The sequence below is a fragment of the Chryseobacterium taeanense genome, from assembly GCF_900099685.1.
Classification (GTDB): Bacteria; Bacteroidota; Bacteroidia; order Flavobacteriales; family Weeksellaceae; genus Chryseobacterium; species Chryseobacterium taeanense.
The window spans coordinates 183764-200361 of the sequence record NZ_FNDW01000003.1 but is presented as its reverse complement, the minus strand read 5'-3'; the positions used below and the strand labels follow the sequence as shown (position 1 = coordinate 200361).

Here is a 16598-nt window from a genome sequence, read left to right as displayed (position 1 = left end):
ATGTCACAAAGAATCAGAATAAAACTTAAATCTTACGATTACAACTTAGTAGATAAATCTGCAGAGAAAATCGTAAAAACGGTAAAGGCTACCGGTGCTGTTGTAAACGGACCGATTCCATTGCCTACCAATAAGAGAATCTTCACTGTGTTGAGATCTCCTCACGTAAATAAGAAAGCAAGAGAGCAGTTCCAGTTATCAGCTCACAAGAGATTGATGGATATCTACTCTTCTTCTTCTAAAACTGTTGATGCTCTAATGAAATTAGAACTTCCTTCAGGAGTAGACGTAGAAATTAAAGTGTGATAAAGGCTGAAAACAATTAATGTTTTCACTGCAAAATCAAACTTTGCTATGATAATAAAACCGTTCCTTTTAAAAGGGGCGGTTTTTTTTGTTTTCGAAGATTATTTTTATTTTATTACTATTATGTATTGCAAGGTTCTGTTTAAATTGTATATTTGTAAAAATGTTATTATGAAAAGATTACTTTTATTACTGCTTATGATGGGCATCTATATGAATGCACAGACTCAAAGATTTATTTATGAATTACAATTTAAAATGGACTCTACCAAAAATCAGCATGAGAAACTGAATTTTGTGTTGGATGTAAATCCAAAGGATGTAAAATATTATGAATACGATTATTTAAAATCAGATTCTATCAACAAAAAAAATGGAAATTACACACATCAGTATGGAGGGTGGTTTCCTTCTTTAAAACGAGAACGAAATTCATTTAAAAATCAAAATTATGAATTGATTGGTCATGATATGTTTACTTTTCCTACAGAAGATAAAATTTCATGGAATCTTACCAAAAAAACAAAAAAATTCGGTGAATATACCTTACAGAAGGCAACAACAAATTTCGGTGGAAGAGGCTGGATTGCATGGTTTAATAAAGATATAAATATTTCAGAAGGTCCATATAAATTCCGAGGACTTCCCGGACTGATTTTCCAGCTTGAGGATTCCGGTTCTAATTTTATTTTCACATTAATTAAAAATAATAACTTAAAGGAAACTTATGATACGGTCGGATTTGTTGAAACCTTTTATGGAACAAAACCTTTAGAAGTTTCAGAAAAGCTTAGAATCAAGAAAAAAATGGATTTTTATAATGATCCGCTGCAGGATATGAGAAAAGATTTTAAAGAAAATATGCAAGGAGAAATGTTTGTGATGGGCACAAAAATTACCAGCAAAGAACAGTTTAATGAACTGAGTAAAAAACTTCAGGAAATGCTTCGTAAAACAAACAATCCAATCGAGCTAAATAAAGCAATGAAATATTAAATAACCATAACTTATTAGTTACCTTAAAACTCTGCTATTTCGGCGGAGTTTTTGATGCGTATTCATATTAAAAAAGAACAAAAATGTCTAAAGCAAATCAAAGTATATTTGAAAGGTTTTCAAATTGGGCAACAAAATTTACGGGAAGTTCTTACGCCTTTATAGGGGCGACAGTAATAGTTGTCTTATGGGCTGTAACCGGACCGGTTTTCAAATACTCCGAAACATGGCAGCTCGTTATTAATACAGGTACAACAATCATTACTTTTTTGATGGTTTTTCTGATCCAAAAAGCACAGAATAAAGACTCAAAAGCGATACAGATCAAGCTCAATGAATTGATTGCTGCCAACGAAAAAGCGAGTAACAGGATTGTCGATATTGAAGATCTGACGGAAAAGGAACTGGATCAGCTTCATTGCTATTATGAAAAACTAGCAGATTTTGCAGAAGAAGATACCGATATCCATTCATCACATTCGATCGATGCTGCACAACGAAATCAGGATCACAAAGACAGGATTTTCAGAAAAAAACATGAAGAATGGCTAAAAGAACAGGAACAAAAAAAGGAATCTCGATGATTCCTTTTTCTTTTTATTTCATAAAATATCCAAAATAAGAGCAGCTTCCCATGAGGTCTCTTGCCGTTTCCGTATCAGCGTATTGGGATTTCAACATCGCAAAATAAGTTCTGTATCTCTGGTTTTTGATTTGATCGAGCCGAGCCTGGTAAGCGTCACTTTTCTCACTCCATTTAGGATCAGAATAATCAATTTTTGAAGGATTTTTAGCTTCATATTGATAATATTTTCCCTGTTCGGCACTCGCCATCTGGAAAAGAACTCTTGCTTTTTGCTCTTTATCAGAAGAAATTTCTAATGACTTTTTATAATAATTGATGGCCAGATCAAAATTATCCGGTTCTATATAAGTTCTGTCCAGAAAGTTTTTATAGTAATATTGATAAGGATTTTTCTGATCTGTATTTTGAAAATAATATTTTCCTCCGTTTGAATTGTCAATATCCATCACAAAAAGCTGTCGGTAATATCCAAGAACTGAAGTGTTGTACAAAAGATTTCCGATCAGTTGATTCGCTTTCCCTGCAGTCTGGTTTTTACCTGATCCTATTTTTTTCAATTGAATCAAGGCATTTGCCAATTCCAATTTATTCATATTTGGTTTGATGAAAGAAAATGCAGAGTAATCTTCTTTTTTCATGCTTTCTTCCGGCGAACTTTGGAAGCTTTCCCAGACATTATGCCCGAAAACAAGATCAGAAATATTACTGAAACCATTATAAGCTCCTGACGGATATTTAAGAGGACTAACTTTTTTGTCATCATAATTCCATTCGGTTCTTGGAATTCCTGAAAAGTTTTGCGCTTTCGAATAATAAGCTTTTGCTTTTTCAAAATCTGCCTGTCTCATTGCTCTGTCGCCATAGATCACTGCGAAAAATGCGTCTATATTTCCTACGTCATTAATGTTTTTGGCGATAATCTGCTGCTCAAATTGCGTTTTGTCAGTTTTTCGGTAAAAATCTTCCACACTTTTCACCAGACTTGAATTCGGGTTGTATTGAAGATCAGAAAGCTTATTGTTCATAAGGAAAGATTTGCCGTCTTCACCCTGAAGGAAATAACGGTTAGCAAGAACATCTTTAAGAAAATCGGCCGTCGAAGGAACTTCACCATAATAATTGTATTCGTCTGTTTCGGTGCTGTCTTTTTTCTCTTCCGGCTTTTCGATGAAATATTCCGAATAATTCTTCATTAAATAATCTTCGTATTCCGCATCAATTTTAGGTTGAGAAACGATATCATTTAAAACTTTCATCCTTTTGATTTGTTCTGCATATTCAGGATTATTGGTTTTAATATCGTTTAAAATTTCAGTACTTTCTTTGTAATCTTTTTTTAGAAATTTCAAATAAGCATCTGCAATCTGCCAGTATTCATCTTTGGATTTCTCTTTTGTTTTGGTGGTGAATTTTTCCAGTTCATCCAGAAAATCTTTTGTCTTATCATCATACCAATAATTGTTTTTTGAGAAGACCGGAATTCTGTTGGGATTTTCAAGAAGTTCATCATCGCTTTGATCTTCTTTGACATCATTGGAACTTTTGTCTTTCTTACTGCTGAAAAGGTTTTTGAAGAATCGGATGATCTTCTGCCAGAAGGAAAGTTCTTTTTTGGGTTCTTCAGTCTCTGTTTTGTTTTGAACCGTGCTATTTGTGCTGTTTTTCTGAACGGTTGTATTGTTGTCGTCAGTATAATAATAGATAGGAAGATAACTTCTTTCAAGTTCGTTAATACTTCTTACAGCCATCACTTTCAGGATTTCCGAATCTGGATTGATCTCAAACATTTTTTCCATGATAGGAATAGGATTGTTAAAATCTTCGTAGCCTAAAAGAAAGTAAGCCATATTTTTGTCTTCATCCGTTTCTGCTCGTTTTAGAATGTTATTAAAAGAAGCAGTATCCGAAAGTTTCATAGATATAAAGGCAGATTCTTTACGGCTTTTACTGTCTTTGAAAACCTGAAAGAAATTCCAGTTGGCTTCACTGTTCATTCCCAAACCTCTCTGAGCTCCTGCGAGCTGATCGAGTGCCATAATATACGGTGCGCCTTTCAAACGGAGAGGCTCTACATAGGTTTTGAAAGCTTTTAGTGCCGCATCATAATTTCTTGTATAATGATTGAAACGTACAATCTGGTAGCCATATCTTTGCTTGATTTCCGGATTTTTCGCCGCATTATACAAGGATGTAAGAGCGGAAATGGTTTTTCCGTAATCAAGATTGGTTGCATTTTTTCCTGTGCCCGGTTCTCTGTAATAAAAAGAGTCTGCACTTTCGATATAATTGATCTTCATGTAAGGCTCAAGATATTTAGCTTCTATCAGATAATCAATTCCTTCACGATATTTTGTGTAAAATCCGGGACCTAAGTTTACCAAAAGCTGATTGGATGGTGTCCCTTTTTTCAAAGCATTCAGGTCACTCATATTCATTTTATTTACCAGATATTCCGTTTGAGCATAGCTTAGCTGATTATTGAAATATCTTTTCCATGCATCAATATTTTCATCAGGAATTAAAGATGGTTTGAAATCGTTGTAAAACCTTGTTGAATAGCTGTGAAGAAAAGGCAGGTAAGATTTATCTTTAATAATACTTTGTGTAAAAAGATTAAAATATTCATAATCCGGATCTGACCAGGCGCAGGCTTCAGATTTGGAATAAAAAAGCGATAAAACCGCCAGTGAAAGGAAGTACTTTTTCATTTTATGATGGTGTTTTTATATGACAATTTTAATGAGTTTATTAATATAATTTTAAAAATTAAAATTTTGTCCTGTAACAAATTTACGGTCTAACTGATAATAAATAATATTGAAACGGTGTATTTTTTTCTCAAGGAAACTTACGACTTCTGTCAACTGCTGTTGTGAAACTGTTTCAACTTTAATCCTGAAACCTTTATTCATATAGTTTCCAAAATAAAAACCGTCTTTAAGGATTTCAATCTCATTGTCTGAAATCTTTTTAAAGTTTGAATTTTCCAGGTCTTTTTCAGACAAAGCATTAATGAGTTTGTGCTTTCCCAAATAATTGGTTACAATTCCCCATGAATATATCGGGAGTGCAACTTCAATCTTTTTTATAGGGTATTCATCAATCTTTTTCAGGTAGCTTTTTAGTGTATTGATGTCAAGAATTGAGTTTTTGTCAGAATTTTCCAAGGGCGACGACGTAGAGTAGCACATAAGGTACACTTTTTCTACCGGAGGAATCCCGGTTTGGATTTTATCTTTCACCTGGTGAAGTCTTAACGTGCAGGTAATTTCTTTTTTTGAAATCTTTTTTAATTCTTTTAGAAATTTAAAATAATCATCCCGTGTTCCGGCAGTCCAGTCGCAGTCGATTTGTATTTCCGGGACGGTATTCAGACTGTATTCTGAAATTTTTTTGTCTATTAATTTATTGATGCTGTTGGCGAGAAAGCTGATTTCATTATCTTGAATGTAAAGAAAAGTTCGGTTGGTAATGAAAACGACCGGAATGATTTTTTGTCTAAATTCGACACTTTGATCTTTCGTAATAACTCCTACAGGCTGGAATTTGCCAGCAGATTTATCCACATCAAAAAATCTCGTGTATAAAAGCGGAAGAGTCGCCTTATTCAAAACTTGCTTTTCTTCGGTGTCGAGGTAAAGTTTTGTTTTCCAGTAATAAAATGTGTACGGATGATTTTCCTTTTTGCTGCAGGAAAATATAATCAGCAGAATACATAAGAATTTGAATGTTTTCATTACTGATAGAAATCAATATCATCAAATGTGAAAGCAGAATTAATGGCTTCTACAGCATTACTTATGTTCTTTTCAAAAAAAAGAAAAGGATTACTGAATGCAATCTTCAATTTGGGTAATATCTTATATGTGTTTTTCATATTTCCGGAAGTTTATAAATAAATTTAACCTTACAAAAATCAAACCGTAATTTCAGTGATCGAAAGATGTCTTTTATCGAAAGATTTTAAGATTCACAAATTATTCTTTTTAATTTTCCATACAATATTTTCAAAAATGATCTAAATGATTAAAAATCAAAATATTTTGTTATAAATATTTGTCAGATTAAATTTTATTCATAAATTTGCACACTCATTTTAGGGGCGTAGTATGCCTACATCAAACGTAGAAATTACTTCAGACTTCCTGAAAATGATGATAAATAAAGGATAAATTTTATTATAATATAAACAATGTCAGGTATTATTGGTAAAAAAATCGGTATGACATCTTTGTTTAACGAAGAAGGGAAAAACATTCCTTGTACAGTTATTCAAGCTGGTCCGTGCTCGGTTTTACAGGTCAGAACCATTGAAAAAGACGGTTATAAGTCAGTTCAATTAGGTTTCGATGACAAGAGTGAGAAGAACGTTGGTAAAGCGTTAGCTGGCCATTTTAAAAAGGCTGGTTCTGCTCCTAAAGCTAAATTGGTTGAATTCTATAATGAATTCGTTGATGAAGTAAAAGTAGGAGAGGAAGTAAAAGTTGATTTGTTCACTGAAGGTGAATATGTTGACGTAACAGGAACTTCAAAAGGTAAAGGTTTCCAAGGTGTTGTTAAAAGACATGGCTTTGGAGGTGTAATGCAGGCAACTCATGGTCAGCACAACAGACTTAGAGCTCCAGGTTCTATCGGTGCTGGATCTGACCCTTCAAGAGTATTCAAAGGGATGAGAATGGCTGGTAGAATGGGAGGTAAGCAGGTAACTGTACAAAACCTTCAGGTATTAAAAGTGGATCAAGAACAAAATCTTTTAGTAGTAAAAGGTGCTGTTCCGGGAGCTAAAAATTCTTATGTAATTATCAGAAAATGGAACTAGTAGTATTAAATACATCAGGAAAAGAGACCGGAAGAAAAGTAACTCTAGACGAATCAGTATTCGGAATCGAGCCAAATCAGCACGCGGTTTACTTAGAAGTTAAACAGTACCTTGCTGCACAAAGACAAGGGACTCATAAAGCAAAAGAAAGAAGCGAAATCACGGCTTCTACTAAAAAACTTAAGAAGCAAAAAGGATCTGGTTCTGCAAGATACGGGGATATCAAATCTCCAGTTTTCAGAGGTGGAGGTAGAGTATTCGGGCCAAAACCAAGAGACTACAGATTCAAATTGAACAAAGCGCTTAAGAGATTAGCTAAAAAATCTGTTCTTTCTCAGAAAATGAGAGACAACAGCATCAAAGTTTTAGAAGATATGAGCCTTAACGCTCCTAAGACTAAAGATTTCATTACTTTATTAGATGCATTAACATTGAACGGTAAAAAATCTTTATTCATTCTTCCTGAAGCTAACAAGAATGTGTATTTATCTTCAAGAAACTTACCTAAAACTAAAGTAATGAACTTCAACGAAGTAAGTTCTTACGATTTAGTAAATGCAGGTGAGATCGTATTCTTCGAAGGTGCAGTTGAAAAATTCCAGGAAAATTTAAAGAAATAAATCATGTCTATTATTATTAAACCAGTTATCTCAGAAAAGGCTAATTACCTTACGGATTTAAGAGGTTCTTATTCTTTCTTGGTAGATACTAAGGCGAATAAAATCCAAATTAAAAAAGCTGTAGAAGCGGCTTATGGTGTAAAAGTAGCAGACGTTAATACAATGATTTATGCTCCGAAGGTTTCTTCGAAATACACTAAAAAAGGTCTTCAGGTTGGAAAGACAAACAAATTGAAAAAAGCGGTAATCAAACTTGCTGAAGGTGAGGTTATCGATATTTTTGCTGTAAATTAATTATTAATTATAAATAATAGTAATGTCTGTTAGAAAATTAAAACCTATCACCCCGGGACAGAGATTCAGAATTGTAAACAATTTTGAGGAAATTACTACCAACAAACCAGAGAAATCTCTAACTGTTGGTATTAAAAAGTCAGGTGGACGTAACCAAACTGGTAAAATGACCATGCGTTACACCGGCGGTGGACACAAAAAGAAATACAGAATTATTGACTTCAAAAGAAACAAAGCAAACGTTGAAGCAACTGTAAAATCTGTAGAATACGATCCAAACAGAACTGCATTTATCGCTTTATTAGAATATGCTGACGGAGAGAAGAGATATATCATCGCTCCAAACGGTATCAAAGTAGATCAGAAAGTAGTTTCAGGTGAAAGCGTAGAACCAAATGTAGGTAACGCAATGAAATTGAAAAACATTCCATTGGGTACTGTAATTTCTTGTGTTGAAATGAAACCTGGTCAAGGTGCTATTTTAGCAAGAAGTGCTGGTTCTTCAGCGCAATTAACTTCAAGAGATGGGAAATATGCGATCATCAAATTACCTTCAGGAGAATCAAGAATGATCCTTACTGAATGTATGGCAATGATCGGTTCAGTTTCCAACTCTGATCACCAATTAACAGTATCAGGTAAAGCTGGTAGAAGCAGATGGTTAGGTAGAAGACCAAGAACAAGAGCGGTAGTAATGAACCCAGTAGATCACCCAATGGGTGGTGGTGAAGGACGTTCTTCAGGAGGTCACCCAAGATCTAGAAACGGTAAACCGGCTAAAGGTTACAAAACTAGAAAGAAAAACAAAGTGTCTAACCGTTACATCGTATCTAAAAGAAAATAATTATGGCAAGATCACTTAAAAAAGGACCGTTCATTCATCATACTTTAGATAAGAAGGTTCAGGCAAATATAGAGTCTGGTAAGAAGACAGTTATCAAAACTTGGTCTAGAGCATCGATGATCTCTCCGGACTTCGTAGGACAAACTATTGCTGTACACAACGGGAAATCTTTTATCCCTGTTTATGTTACAGAAAACATGGTAGGTCACAAGTTAGGCGAATTTTCTCCAACAAGATCTTTCAGAGGTCATGGTGGTAACAAAAACAAAGGAAGCAGATAATCATGGGATCAAGAAAACAAGATAGTTCAATCGCAAGAAAAGAAGCTAACAAAGACGTTGTTAAAGCTTCATTAAATAACTGCCCATCTTCTCCTAGAAAAATGAGATTAGTTGCTGATATCATTAGAGGAGAGCAAGTAGATAAAGCTCTTTATATCCTTAAATATTCTAAGAAAGAAGCTTCTAACAAATTAGAAAAATTACTTCTTTCTGCAATTGCCAACTGGCAAGTGAAAAACGAGGGAGCTGACATTGAGGAAGCAAACCTTATCGTTAAAGAAATATTCGTGGATAGTGCAAGACAATTGAAGAGACTAAGACCAGCTCCACAAGGTAGAGGGTACAGAATCAGAAAAAGATCTAACCACGTTACATTAATCTTAGGTAATAAAGAAAATTAATCAAGGTATGGGACAGAAGACAAATCCAATTGGTAACAGATTAGGTATCATCAGAGGATGGGATTCTAACTGGTTTGGCGGAAACGATTATGGTGACAGAATCGCGGAAGACTACAAAATCAGAAGATACCTTGAAGCTAGATTATCTAAAGGTGGGATTTCAAGAATTTATATTGAAAGAACATTAAAATTAGTAACAGTTACAATTACTACTGCTAGACCGGGACTTATCATCGGTAAAGGAGGTCAGGAAGTTGATAAATTAAAAGAAGAGTTGAAGAAATTGACTAAAAAGGATATTCAGATCAACATCTTCGAAATCAAAAGACCTGAGCTTGATGCAGTATTAGTAGCTGACAGTATTGCTAAGCAAATCGAAAACAGAATTTCTTACAGAAGAGCTGTAAAGATGGCGATAGCAGGTACAATGAGAATGGGTGCAGAAGGTATCAAAGTTCAGATCTCTGGTAGATTGAACGGTGCTGAAATGGCAAGATCAGAATCTTTCAAAGACGGAAGAATTCCATTGTCTACTTTCAGAGCAGATATCGATTACCATATCGGTGAGGCGCTAACTCAGTACGGAAAGCTAGGCGTAAAAGTTTGGATCATGAAAGGTGAAGTTTACGGTAAAAGAGAACTTTCTCCACTAGTGGGACAACAGAAAAAAGGAGGTCAGTCAGACAGAAGAGATAACAGAGGAGGAGACAGAGACAACAGAAGACCTAGAAAGAACAATAACAATAATAACAATAATAATTAAAAATTTTAGATTAGACCATTTTGAATTTTAAATTACCGTTACTTTTTTAAAATAAAAAACAATCTAAAATCTAAAATCTAAAATCTAAAATTTAGAAATTATGTTACAACCAAAAAGAACCAAGTTCCGTAGAGTTCATAAGATGAAAATGAAGGGGAATGCCCAGAGAGGTAATCAACTTGCTTATGGAACTTTCGGAATCAAGGCGACAGAAGGTGCTTGGATCACTGCAAGACAAATTGAAGCTGCTCGTATCGCTGCGACAAGATATATGAAGAGAGAAGGTCAACTATGGATCAAAATCTTCCCGGATAAGCCAATTACTAAAAAACCAGCTGAAGTAAGGATGGGTAAAGGTAAAGGTGCCGTGGAATATTGGGTAGCTGTAGTAAAACCAGGTAAAATTATGTTCGAAATCGGAGGTGTACCTTACGAAATCGCTAAGGAAGCTCTTAGACTTGCTGCACAAAAATTACCTGTAGTTACTAAATTTGTAGTTGCTAACGATTTTGTTAAACCTCTTTAATCTTTGAATACAATGAAAAAAGCTGATATTAAAAATTTAAGCGCGGGTGATATTCAAGCTCAATTGACTGAAGCAAAAGCTCAATATTCTAAATTGAAATTGGCTCATGCAATCAGCCCAATTGAAAACCCGATCCAAATCAGAGATTTGAGAAAAACAATCGCTAGACTAAATACTGAGTTAACTAACAAACAATAATTTCATTTTACAATGGATAGAAATTTAAGAAAAGAAAGAATCGGAGTGGTTTCCAGCAATAAAATGGAAAAAACTATTGTTGTTAGTGAAACTACGAGAGTAAAACACCCGATGTACGGTAAATTCGTATTGAAAACGAAAAAATATACTGCACACGACGAGAACAACGAATGCGCAGAGGGCGATACAGTTTTAATCCAGGAAACTAGACCTTTGAGCAAAAACAAAAGATGGAGATTAGTAAGAATCATTGAAAAAGCTAAGTAATAATGTTACAAACAGAATCAAGATTAAAAGTTGCTGATAACACAGGTGCTAAAGAAGTATTGGTTATCAGAGTTCTGGGAGGAACCAGAAGAAGATATGCTTCAGTTGGTGATAAAATCGTTGTTACTATCAAAGATTCTACACCATCAGGAAACGCTAAGAAAGGTCAGGTATCTAAAGCTGTAGTAGTAAGAACTAAAAAAGCAGTAAGAAGAAAAGATGGTTCATACATCAAATTTGAAGACAATGCTTGTGTATTGCTAAACGCAGCAGGAGAAATGAGAGGAACACGTGTTTTCGGACCGGTTGCCCGTGAGTTGAGAGACAAAGAATATATGAAAATCATTTCATTAGCTCCTGAAGTACTTTAATATTTAAAATTTTAAAAAAATGTCAAAGTTAAAAATAAAAAGAGGAGATAACGTAATCGTAACTACCGGAAAGAAAGGTCTTAAAGGTGGTACAGGTGAAGTTATTGAAGTGATCAAAAAAGAAGGAAGAGACCCTAGAGTTATCGTTGCAGGACTTAACATCGTTAAAAAACACGTTAAGCCTTCAGCTTCTAACCCTCAAGGAGGAATCACTGAGAAAGAAGCTTCTATTCATATCTCAAACGTAGCTTTAGTTGGTAAAGACGGAAAAGCTATCAAAGTAGGTTACAAAATCGAAGGAGATAAGAAAGTAAGAATCAACAAAAAAACGGGTGAAACTTTATAATTTTTAAGAATACATGGAATATATAGCAAGACCCAAAAAAGCATATAAAGAAACGATTGTTCCTGCAATGATGGAAGAATTCGGATACAAATCTGTAATGCAGGTGCCTAGACTTGAGAAAATCGTTTTATCTCAAGGTTTAGGAGATGCTACTGCAGATAAGAAAATCATCGATTATGCTGTTGAAGAATTAACGAATATCACTGGTCAGAAAGCTGTTGGTACGATCTCTAAGAAAGACGAAGCTGCTTTCAAACTAAGAAAAGGTATGCCTGTAGGGGCTAAAGTTACGCTAAGAGCTAACAAAATGTATGAGTTCTTGGATAGATTAACTTCTTCTGCTTTGCCACGTATCAGAGATTTCTCTGGAATCAAGGCAGATGGTTTCGATGGTAGAGGAAATTACAACTTAGGGATTACTGAGCAGATCATCTTCCCTGAAATCGTAATCGACAAAGTGAAAAAAATCCAAGGTATGGATATCACTTTCGTTACTACTGCGAAAACAGATAAAGAAGCTAAAGCATTATTAACTCACTTCGGTTTACCATTCAAAAAGAACTAAGAAATGGCTAAAGAATCAATGAAAGCGCGTGAGCGCAAAAGAGAAGCGTTAGTAGCTAAATACGCTGATAAAAGAAAAGCTTTAAAAGAAGCTGGTGATTATGAAGGACTTCAGAAATTGCCTAAAAATGCTTCTCCTGTAAGATTACATAACAGATGTAAATTAACAGGAAGACCAAGAGGATACATGAGAACGTTTGGTATTTCCAGAGTAACTTTCAGAGAAATGGCAAACAACGGTCTTATCCCGGGAGTTAAAAAAGCTAGTTGGTAATAATTACTAATTAAAAAATAGGGACAATTAAGTTGTCTGGATACTAAAGATACAAAATATCAGACCGAAGTTTCTGAGGTCTGATATTTTACTCTTCAAGTCCTTACAATACTGATTGTTCTTTAACCAATAATTTATAAAAGAAAAATGGTAACAGATCCAATTTCAGATTTCCTAACAAGAGTAAGGAACGCACAAAGCGCAGGCCACAAAGTGGTGGAAATTCCTGCATCGAAAATCAAAAAGGAGATTACTAAGATTTTATTTGATCAAGGGTATATCTTAAACTACAAGTTTGAAGATAGCGCTGTTCAAGGAACAATCAAAATCGCTTTAAAGTACGACAAGCAAACCAACAAACCTGCTATCAAGTCTATCCAAAGAGCTTCTAGACCAGGTTTGAGACAGTACAAAGGTTCAGCCGAGCTTCCAAGAGTACTAAACGGTTTGGGTATTTCTATCATCTCTACTTCTAAAGGAGTAATGACTGACAAGAAAGCTAGAGAAGAAAAAGTAGGCGGTGAAGTAATCTGCTATGTTTATTAATTTTTAATCACAGGAAAATGTCAAGAATTGGTAAAGCAATTATAACAGTTCCAGCAGGAGTTACAATCACTGAAAAAGACGGTGTAGTAACTGTAAAAGGTCCTAAAGGAGAACTTTCTCAGGAGCTTACAGGTGGAATTACTATAGAACAGAAAGATGGTGAACTGAACGTAAACAGACCATCTGATGCTAAACAACACAAAGCGCTTCACGGTTTATACAGAGCGTTAATCAACAACATGATTGTTGGTGTAAATCAAGGTTTCGAAAAGAAACTGGAACTAGTAGGAGTAGGATACAGAGCTTCACACGCAGGTCAAAAACTTGAGTTAGCTTTAGGATTCTCTCACGGTATCGTATTAGAACTTCCAAGCGAAGTAAAAGTAGATACATTGACTGAAAAAGGTAAAAACCCAATTATTACTTTAACGTCTCACGACAACCAACTTCTAGGGATGGTAGCTGCAAAGATCCGTTCTTTCAGAAAGCCTGAACCATACAAAGGAAAAGGTGTAAGATTCGTAGGGGAAATTGTTAGACGTAAAGCTGGTAAATCTGCTTAATAAATTATAAGTATTATGGCATTAAGTAAAGTAGAAAAAAGAATAAGAATCAAAAGAAGAGTAAGAGGAAAAATCTCCGGATCTTCTGAATTGCCAAGATTATCTGTATACAAAAGTAATAAGGAAATTTACGCTCAGTTAATCGACGATAACAGTGGAAAAACTTTAGCTTCTGCTTCTTCTAGAGAGAAAGGTGTTGAGGCTAACGGAACTAAGACTGAAGTTTCTGCTGCTGTAGGTAAAGCTATCGCTGCTAAAGCTATCGCTGCAGGAATCGAAAATATTGTATTTGATAGAAACGGATTCGTATATCATGGAAGAGTAAAAGCTCTTGCTGACGGTGCGAGAGAAGGTGGACTTAAATTCTAATCATTAAATTTCGGAAAATATGTTAGGACTAGATAATATAGAAAGAGTAAAACCGGGAGGATTAGAACTTAAAGATCGTCTCGTAGCTGTTAATAGAGTAACAAAAGTAACTAAAGGAGGTAGAGCTTTCGGATTTTCTGCTATTGTTGTAGTAGGTAACGAAGAAGGTGTGATCGGTTTCGGTTTAGGAAAATCTAAAGAAGTTGCTTCTGCAATTGCTAAAGCAGTTGAAGATGCTAAGAAAAACCTTGTGAAAGTTCCTGTAATGAACCACACAATTCCTCACCAAACGACTGCAAGATACGGAGGTGCAGATATCTTCTTGAGACCTGCTTCTCACGGTACAGGGCTTATCGCCGGAGGTGCGGTAAGAGCGGTATTGGAGTCTGCTGGTATCCACGATATCCTTTCAAAATCTAAAGGATCTTCTAACCCTCACAACGTAGTGAAAGCTACTTTCAAAGCGTTATTGGATATCAGAAGACCTGAAGAGATCGCTAGAATGAGAGGAGTTTCTCTAAGTAAAGTGTTTAACGGTTAATATATAAAACAATGGCAACAATCAAAGTAAAGCAAGTAAGAAGCGCTATTGGAAGAACAAAAACCCAAAAGAGAACGCTTGAAGCATTAGGACTAAAGAAACTTCATCAAGTTGTAGAACACGAAGCTACTCCTTCTATCTTAGGAATGATAGCTGCAGTTAGTCACTTACTTGAAGTTCAGAAATAATTAAAAAATTCAAAGATTAAAAGATTAAAATATTCTTTCTATTTTAGTCGGAATTTTTTAATCTTTAATTTATTTAATCTTTAAATCAATAAAAAAATGAATTTAAACAACATAAAGCCAGCTGCAGGATCTACTTTCAATTCAAAAAGAATTGGTAGAGGTCAGGGTACTGGAAAAGGAGGTACTTCTACAAAAGGTCACAAAGGACAGAAATCAAGAGCCGGATATTCTCAGAAGATCGGTTTTGAAGGAGGTCAGATGCCTTTACAAAGAAGATTACCGAAATTCGGTTTTAAAAACGTAAACAGAAAAGAGTTTAGAGGAATTAACCTTGATACAATCCAGACTTTAATTGAGAATAAATCTATCACAGGAGATATTACAAGAGAAGTTATGATTGAAAACGGTTTAATTACTAAAAACGAATTAGTGAAAATTATGGGTAGAGGAGAATTGAAATCTGCGGTTTCAATCTCTGCTGACAAATTCACTAAATCTGCTGAAGAGCTTATCGCTAAAGCAGGTGGAAAAGCAATTACCTTATAATAATTACTAATGAAAGAATTTATACAAACCCTCAAAAATATTTGGAGTCTTAAAGAACTTAGAGATAAAATTATCTTTACTTTAGGAATTATCCTTGTGTATAGATTCGCATCTTATATCTCTCTACCTGCAATTAACCTTGCAGAAGTGGGAGATCTCTTAGAGCATTATAAAAATCAAGGCGGTAACAAGCAAGGAGCAGGTCTCCTTGGCTTGCTTTCGTCGTTTACGGGAGGAGCTTTCAGCCACGCTTCCGTAATGGCGTTAGGGATCATGCCTTATATTTCTGCTTCTATTATTGTTCAGTTGATGGGGATGGCTATTCCTTATCTTCAGAAGCTTCAGAAAGATGGAGAGTCAGGTAGAAATACATTGAATCAGATAACTAGATGGTTAACAATCGGAGTTTGTCTTGTACAGGCACCTTCTTATTTAACTTCTATTACTCAATTGTTCTTACCGTATGCTCAGTTCTCATCTGCTTATTATGTAGAGCCAAATTCTATCATGTTCTGGTTGCCAAGTATTGTTATTTTGGTTGCCGGTTCAGTGTTCGCAATGTGGTTGGGTGAAAAAATCACCGACAAAGGTATCGGAAATGGTATCTCTATCCTTATTATGGTGGGGATTCTTTCAAGATTACCAGAGGCATTCGTACAGGAAATAGCAGTTCAGAACGGAAAAGGAGGAATGGGGTCTATCATGATCCTTATTGAAGTAATTTTCTGGATGGTAGTGGTTCTTTTAGCGGTGGTATTGTCCGTTGCTGTAAGAAAAATCCCTATCCAGTATGTAAGCAGAGCTCAGGCAAGAGGAGGTGTAAACAGAAATCTAATGCAAGGAGCAAGACAGTGGATTCCATTGAAAGTAAATGCTGCCGGTGTAATGCCGATCATCTTTGCTCAGGCATTGATGTTCGTACCGGGATTATTGACTAAAGTAGATGAATCTAACACTTTTCTTGCTGGCTTCAAGAATGTTTTTAGCTGGCAGTACAATGTATTGTTCGCTCTATTGATTATTATCTTCTCGTTTTTCTATACTGCAATTACAATTCCGGTAAACCAGATGGCTGATGATTTGAAGAGAAATGGAGGTTTAGTACCGAAGGTAAGACCAGGAAAAGAGACGGCTGATTATTTAGATGATATTTTATCAAAAATTACCTTGCCAGGTGCAATTTTTTTATCTATCTTTGCAGTCCTTCCGGCAATTGTACACGGAAGCTTTGTTCAGACAGATGCGTTCGCCTTATTTTTCGGGGGAACGTCACTATTGATTATGGTGGGAGTAATTTTAGATACTGTTCAACAGATTAATACCTATCTGCTGAACCATCATTATGATGGCTTAATGCAGTCTAAATTATCAAGAACGACTGGATATTAA

General features: G+C 35.1%; 27 protein-coding genes. 24 read left to right on the top strand and 3 right to left on the bottom strand.

Annotated features, from left to right (window positions below; all coding sequences use genetic code 11):
- The 3 genes from rpsJ to BLR30_RS06400 all read left to right on the top strand — a co-directional run bounded on the left by rpsJ (position 1) and on the right by BLR30_RS06400 (position 1886).
- The gene (gene rpsJ / locus BLR30_RS06410; protein WP_002661363.1) at positions 1–306 is read left to right on the top strand and encodes a 30S ribosomal protein S10; all 306 of its coding nucleotides are present in this window, start codon (positions 1–3) and stop codon (positions 304–306) included.
- Positions 307–477: 171 nt separating this feature from the next.
- The gene (locus tag BLR30_RS06405; protein ID WP_175443611.1) at positions 478–1302 is read left to right on the top strand and encodes a GLPGLI family protein; all 825 of its coding nucleotides are present in this window, start codon (positions 478–480) and stop codon (positions 1300–1302) included.
- 83 nt (positions 1303–1385) lie between these two features.
- Positions 1386–1886 (top strand): low affinity iron permease family protein, encoded by a 501-nt coding sequence (locus BLR30_RS06400; protein ID WP_089856268.1) that lies wholly within the window; start codon positions 1386–1388, stop codon positions 1884–1886.
- 13 nt (positions 1887–1899) lie between these two features.
- Here the strand turns inward: BLR30_RS06400 and BLR30_RS06395 are convergent, their stop codons facing one another.
- From BLR30_RS06395 to BLR30_RS17675, 3 genes are read right to left on the bottom strand one after another with little or no spacing between them, the layout of a single operon-like run.
- Positions 1900–4596, bottom strand: a complete 2697-nt coding sequence (locus BLR30_RS06395) for a hypothetical protein (RefSeq protein WP_089856267.1) — start codon at positions 4594–4596, stop codon at positions 1900–1902.
- Between the two features lie 51 nt (positions 4597–4647).
- Positions 4648–5625, bottom strand: a complete 978-nt coding sequence (locus BLR30_RS06390; protein WP_089856265.1) for a hypothetical protein — start codon at positions 5623–5625, stop codon at positions 4648–4650.
- Positions 5625–5765, bottom strand: coding sequence for a hypothetical protein (locus tag BLR30_RS17675; RefSeq protein WP_175443610.1), 141 nt, complete (start codon positions 5763–5765; stop codon positions 5625–5627). Before BLR30_RS17675 ends, BLR30_RS06390 begins: the two co-directional genes overlap by 1 nt.
- A 315-nt stretch (positions 5766–6080) precedes the next feature.
- Here BLR30_RS17675 and rplC point away from each other — a divergent pair, with 315 nt between their 5' ends.
- The 21 genes from rplC (at position 6081) to secY (ending at position 16598) form a co-directional block, all read left to right on the top strand.
- On the top strand, positions 6081–6707 hold the full coding sequence (rplC, locus tag BLR30_RS06385) for a 50S ribosomal protein L3 (protein WP_089856263.1): 627 nt from the start codon (positions 6081–6083) through the stop codon (positions 6705–6707).
- Complete coding sequence (gene rplD, locus BLR30_RS06380) at positions 6698–7327, top strand: 50S ribosomal protein L4 (RefSeq protein WP_089856261.1); 630 nt, start codon at positions 6698–6700, stop codon at positions 7325–7327. Before rplC ends, rplD begins: the two co-directional genes overlap by 10 nt.
- A 3-nt stretch (positions 7328–7330) precedes the next feature.
- Complete coding sequence (gene rplW / locus BLR30_RS06375) at positions 7331–7621, top strand: 50S ribosomal protein L23 (protein WP_042720941.1); 291 nt, start codon at positions 7331–7333, stop codon at positions 7619–7621.
- Positions 7622–7643: 22 nt separating this feature from the next.
- On the top strand, positions 7644–8465 hold the full coding sequence (gene rplB / locus BLR30_RS06370) for a 50S ribosomal protein L2 (protein ID WP_027381305.1): 822 nt from the start codon (positions 7644–7646) through the stop codon (positions 8463–8465).
- Between the two features lie 2 nt (positions 8466–8467).
- On the top strand, positions 8468–8746 hold the full coding sequence (rpsS, locus tag BLR30_RS06365; protein ID WP_002983209.1) for a 30S ribosomal protein S19: 279 nt from the start codon (positions 8468–8470) through the stop codon (positions 8744–8746).
- Between the two features lie 2 nt (positions 8747–8748).
- Positions 8749–9147, top strand: coding sequence for a 50S ribosomal protein L22 (gene rplV / locus BLR30_RS06360; RefSeq protein ID WP_029297778.1), 399 nt, complete (start codon positions 8749–8751; stop codon positions 9145–9147).
- A 7-nt stretch (positions 9148–9154) separates the two neighbouring features.
- Positions 9155–9910: a 30S ribosomal protein S3 gene (gene rpsC, locus BLR30_RS06355; RefSeq protein ID WP_089856259.1), complete on the top strand. Its 756-nt coding sequence runs from the start codon at positions 9155–9157 to the stop codon at positions 9908–9910.
- Positions 9911–10010: 100 nt separating this feature from the next.
- Entirely contained in the window at positions 10011–10436 is a 426-nt protein-coding gene (rplP, locus tag BLR30_RS06350; RefSeq protein WP_089856257.1) for a 50S ribosomal protein L16, read from the top strand.
- Positions 10437–10448: 12 nt separating this feature from the next.
- On the top strand, positions 10449–10634 hold the full coding sequence (gene rpmC, locus BLR30_RS06345) for a 50S ribosomal protein L29 (RefSeq protein WP_027381309.1): 186 nt from the start codon (positions 10449–10451) through the stop codon (positions 10632–10634).
- Positions 10635–10646: 12 nt separating this feature from the next.
- A complete protein-coding gene (rpsQ, locus tag BLR30_RS06340) occupies positions 10647–10901 on the top strand; it encodes a 30S ribosomal protein S17 (RefSeq protein ID WP_029297775.1) in 255 nt (84 codons plus the stop codon).
- Positions 10902–10903: 2 nt separating this feature from the next.
- Positions 10904–11272: a 50S ribosomal protein L14 gene (gene rplN / locus BLR30_RS06335; protein ID WP_007839504.1), complete on the top strand. Its 369-nt coding sequence runs from the start codon at positions 10904–10906 to the stop codon at positions 11270–11272.
- A 19-nt stretch (positions 11273–11291) separates the two neighbouring features.
- Entirely contained in the window at positions 11292–11618 is a 327-nt protein-coding gene (gene rplX / locus BLR30_RS06330; RefSeq protein WP_034678023.1) for a 50S ribosomal protein L24, read from the top strand.
- A 13-nt stretch (positions 11619–11631) separates the two neighbouring features.
- Entirely contained in the window at positions 11632–12183 is a 552-nt protein-coding gene (rplE, locus tag BLR30_RS06325; RefSeq protein ID WP_072883928.1) for a 50S ribosomal protein L5, read from the top strand.
- A gap of 3 nt (positions 12184–12186) precedes the next feature.
- Positions 12187–12456, top strand: coding sequence for a 30S ribosomal protein S14 (gene rpsN, locus BLR30_RS06320; RefSeq protein ID WP_027387207.1), 270 nt, complete (start codon positions 12187–12189; stop codon positions 12454–12456).
- 147 nt (positions 12457–12603) lie between these two features.
- Positions 12604–13002: a 30S ribosomal protein S8 gene (gene rpsH, locus BLR30_RS06315; RefSeq protein WP_039364085.1), complete on the top strand. Its 399-nt coding sequence runs from the start codon at positions 12604–12606 to the stop codon at positions 13000–13002.
- Between the two features lie 17 nt (positions 13003–13019).
- Entirely contained in the window at positions 13020–13565 is a 546-nt protein-coding gene (gene rplF / locus BLR30_RS06310; protein ID WP_089856255.1) for a 50S ribosomal protein L6, read from the top strand.
- A gap of 15 nt (positions 13566–13580) precedes the next feature.
- On the top strand, positions 13581–13934 hold the full coding sequence (rplR, locus tag BLR30_RS06305; protein ID WP_029297764.1) for a 50S ribosomal protein L18: 354 nt from the start codon (positions 13581–13583) through the stop codon (positions 13932–13934).
- Between the two features lie 19 nt (positions 13935–13953).
- Complete coding sequence (gene rpsE / locus BLR30_RS06300; protein ID WP_042721505.1) at positions 13954–14475, top strand: 30S ribosomal protein S5; 522 nt, start codon at positions 13954–13956, stop codon at positions 14473–14475.
- An 11-nt stretch (positions 14476–14486) separates the two neighbouring features.
- Complete coding sequence (gene rpmD, locus BLR30_RS06295; RefSeq protein WP_029297759.1) at positions 14487–14663, top strand: 50S ribosomal protein L30; 177 nt, start codon at positions 14487–14489, stop codon at positions 14661–14663.
- Between the two features lie 96 nt (positions 14664–14759).
- On the top strand, positions 14760–15209 hold the full coding sequence (gene rplO / locus BLR30_RS06290) for a 50S ribosomal protein L15 (RefSeq protein ID WP_089856253.1): 450 nt from the start codon (positions 14760–14762) through the stop codon (positions 15207–15209).
- Positions 15210–15218: 9 nt separating this feature from the next.
- Positions 15219–16598, top strand: a complete 1380-nt coding sequence (secY, locus tag BLR30_RS06285; protein WP_089856251.1) for a preprotein translocase subunit SecY — start codon at positions 15219–15221, stop codon at positions 16596–16598.

What these genes read in the sequence shown, in the direction of transcription:
- rpsJ (WP_002661363.1), top strand. Translation starts at nt 1, where the DNA reads ATGTCACAAAGAATCAGAATAAAACTTAAATCTTACGATTACAACTTA.
- BLR30_RS06405 (WP_175443611.1), top strand. Translation starts at nt 478, where the DNA reads ATGAAAAGATTACTTTTATTACTGCTTATGATGGGCATCTATATGAAT.
- BLR30_RS06400 (WP_089856268.1), top strand. Translation starts at nt 1,386, where the DNA reads ATGTCTAAAGCAAATCAAAGTATATTTGAAAGGTTTTCAAATTGGGCA.
- BLR30_RS06395 (WP_089856267.1), bottom strand. Translation starts at nt 4,596, where the DNA reads ATGAAAAAGTACTTCCTTTCACTGGCGGTTTTATCGCTTTTTTATTCC.
- BLR30_RS06390 (WP_089856265.1), bottom strand. Translation starts at nt 5,625, where the DNA reads ATGAAAACATTCAAATTCTTATGTATTCTGCTGATTATATTTTCCTGC.
- BLR30_RS17675 (WP_175443610.1), bottom strand. Translation starts at nt 5,765, where the DNA reads ATGAAAAACACATATAAGATATTACCCAAATTGAAGATTGCATTCAGT.
- rplC (WP_089856263.1), top strand. Translation starts at nt 6,081, where the DNA reads ATGTCAGGTATTATTGGTAAAAAAATCGGTATGACATCTTTGTTTAAC.
- rplD (WP_089856261.1), top strand. Translation starts at nt 6,698, where the DNA reads ATGGAACTAGTAGTATTAAATACATCAGGAAAAGAGACCGGAAGAAAA.
- rplW (WP_042720941.1), top strand. Translation starts at nt 7,331, where the DNA reads ATGTCTATTATTATTAAACCAGTTATCTCAGAAAAGGCTAATTACCTT.
- rplB (WP_027381305.1), top strand. Translation starts at nt 7,644, where the DNA reads ATGTCTGTTAGAAAATTAAAACCTATCACCCCGGGACAGAGATTCAGA.
- rpsS (WP_002983209.1), top strand. Translation starts at nt 8,468, where the DNA reads ATGGCAAGATCACTTAAAAAAGGACCGTTCATTCATCATACTTTAGAT.
- rplV (WP_029297778.1), top strand. Translation starts at nt 8,749, where the DNA reads ATGGGATCAAGAAAACAAGATAGTTCAATCGCAAGAAAAGAAGCTAAC.
- rpsC (WP_089856259.1), top strand. Translation starts at nt 9,155, where the DNA reads ATGGGACAGAAGACAAATCCAATTGGTAACAGATTAGGTATCATCAGA.
- rplP (WP_089856257.1), top strand. Translation starts at nt 10,011, where the DNA reads ATGTTACAACCAAAAAGAACCAAGTTCCGTAGAGTTCATAAGATGAAA.
- rpmC (WP_027381309.1), top strand. Translation starts at nt 10,449, where the DNA reads ATGAAAAAAGCTGATATTAAAAATTTAAGCGCGGGTGATATTCAAGCT.
- rpsQ (WP_029297775.1), top strand. Translation starts at nt 10,647, where the DNA reads ATGGATAGAAATTTAAGAAAAGAAAGAATCGGAGTGGTTTCCAGCAAT.
- rplN (WP_007839504.1), top strand. Translation starts at nt 10,904, where the DNA reads ATGTTACAAACAGAATCAAGATTAAAAGTTGCTGATAACACAGGTGCT.
- rplX (WP_034678023.1), top strand. Translation starts at nt 11,292, where the DNA reads ATGTCAAAGTTAAAAATAAAAAGAGGAGATAACGTAATCGTAACTACC.
- rplE (WP_072883928.1), top strand. Translation starts at nt 11,632, where the DNA reads ATGGAATATATAGCAAGACCCAAAAAAGCATATAAAGAAACGATTGTT.
- rpsN (WP_027387207.1), top strand. Translation starts at nt 12,187, where the DNA reads ATGGCTAAAGAATCAATGAAAGCGCGTGAGCGCAAAAGAGAAGCGTTA.
- rpsH (WP_039364085.1), top strand. Translation starts at nt 12,604, where the DNA reads ATGGTAACAGATCCAATTTCAGATTTCCTAACAAGAGTAAGGAACGCA.
- rplF (WP_089856255.1), top strand. Translation starts at nt 13,020, where the DNA reads ATGTCAAGAATTGGTAAAGCAATTATAACAGTTCCAGCAGGAGTTACA.
- rplR (WP_029297764.1), top strand. Translation starts at nt 13,581, where the DNA reads ATGGCATTAAGTAAAGTAGAAAAAAGAATAAGAATCAAAAGAAGAGTA.
- rpsE (WP_042721505.1), top strand. Translation starts at nt 13,954, where the DNA reads ATGTTAGGACTAGATAATATAGAAAGAGTAAAACCGGGAGGATTAGAA.
- rpmD (WP_029297759.1), top strand. Translation starts at nt 14,487, where the DNA reads ATGGCAACAATCAAAGTAAAGCAAGTAAGAAGCGCTATTGGAAGAACA.
- rplO (WP_089856253.1), top strand. Translation starts at nt 14,760, where the DNA reads ATGAATTTAAACAACATAAAGCCAGCTGCAGGATCTACTTTCAATTCA.
- secY (WP_089856251.1), top strand. Translation starts at nt 15,219, where the DNA reads ATGAAAGAATTTATACAAACCCTCAAAAATATTTGGAGTCTTAAAGAA.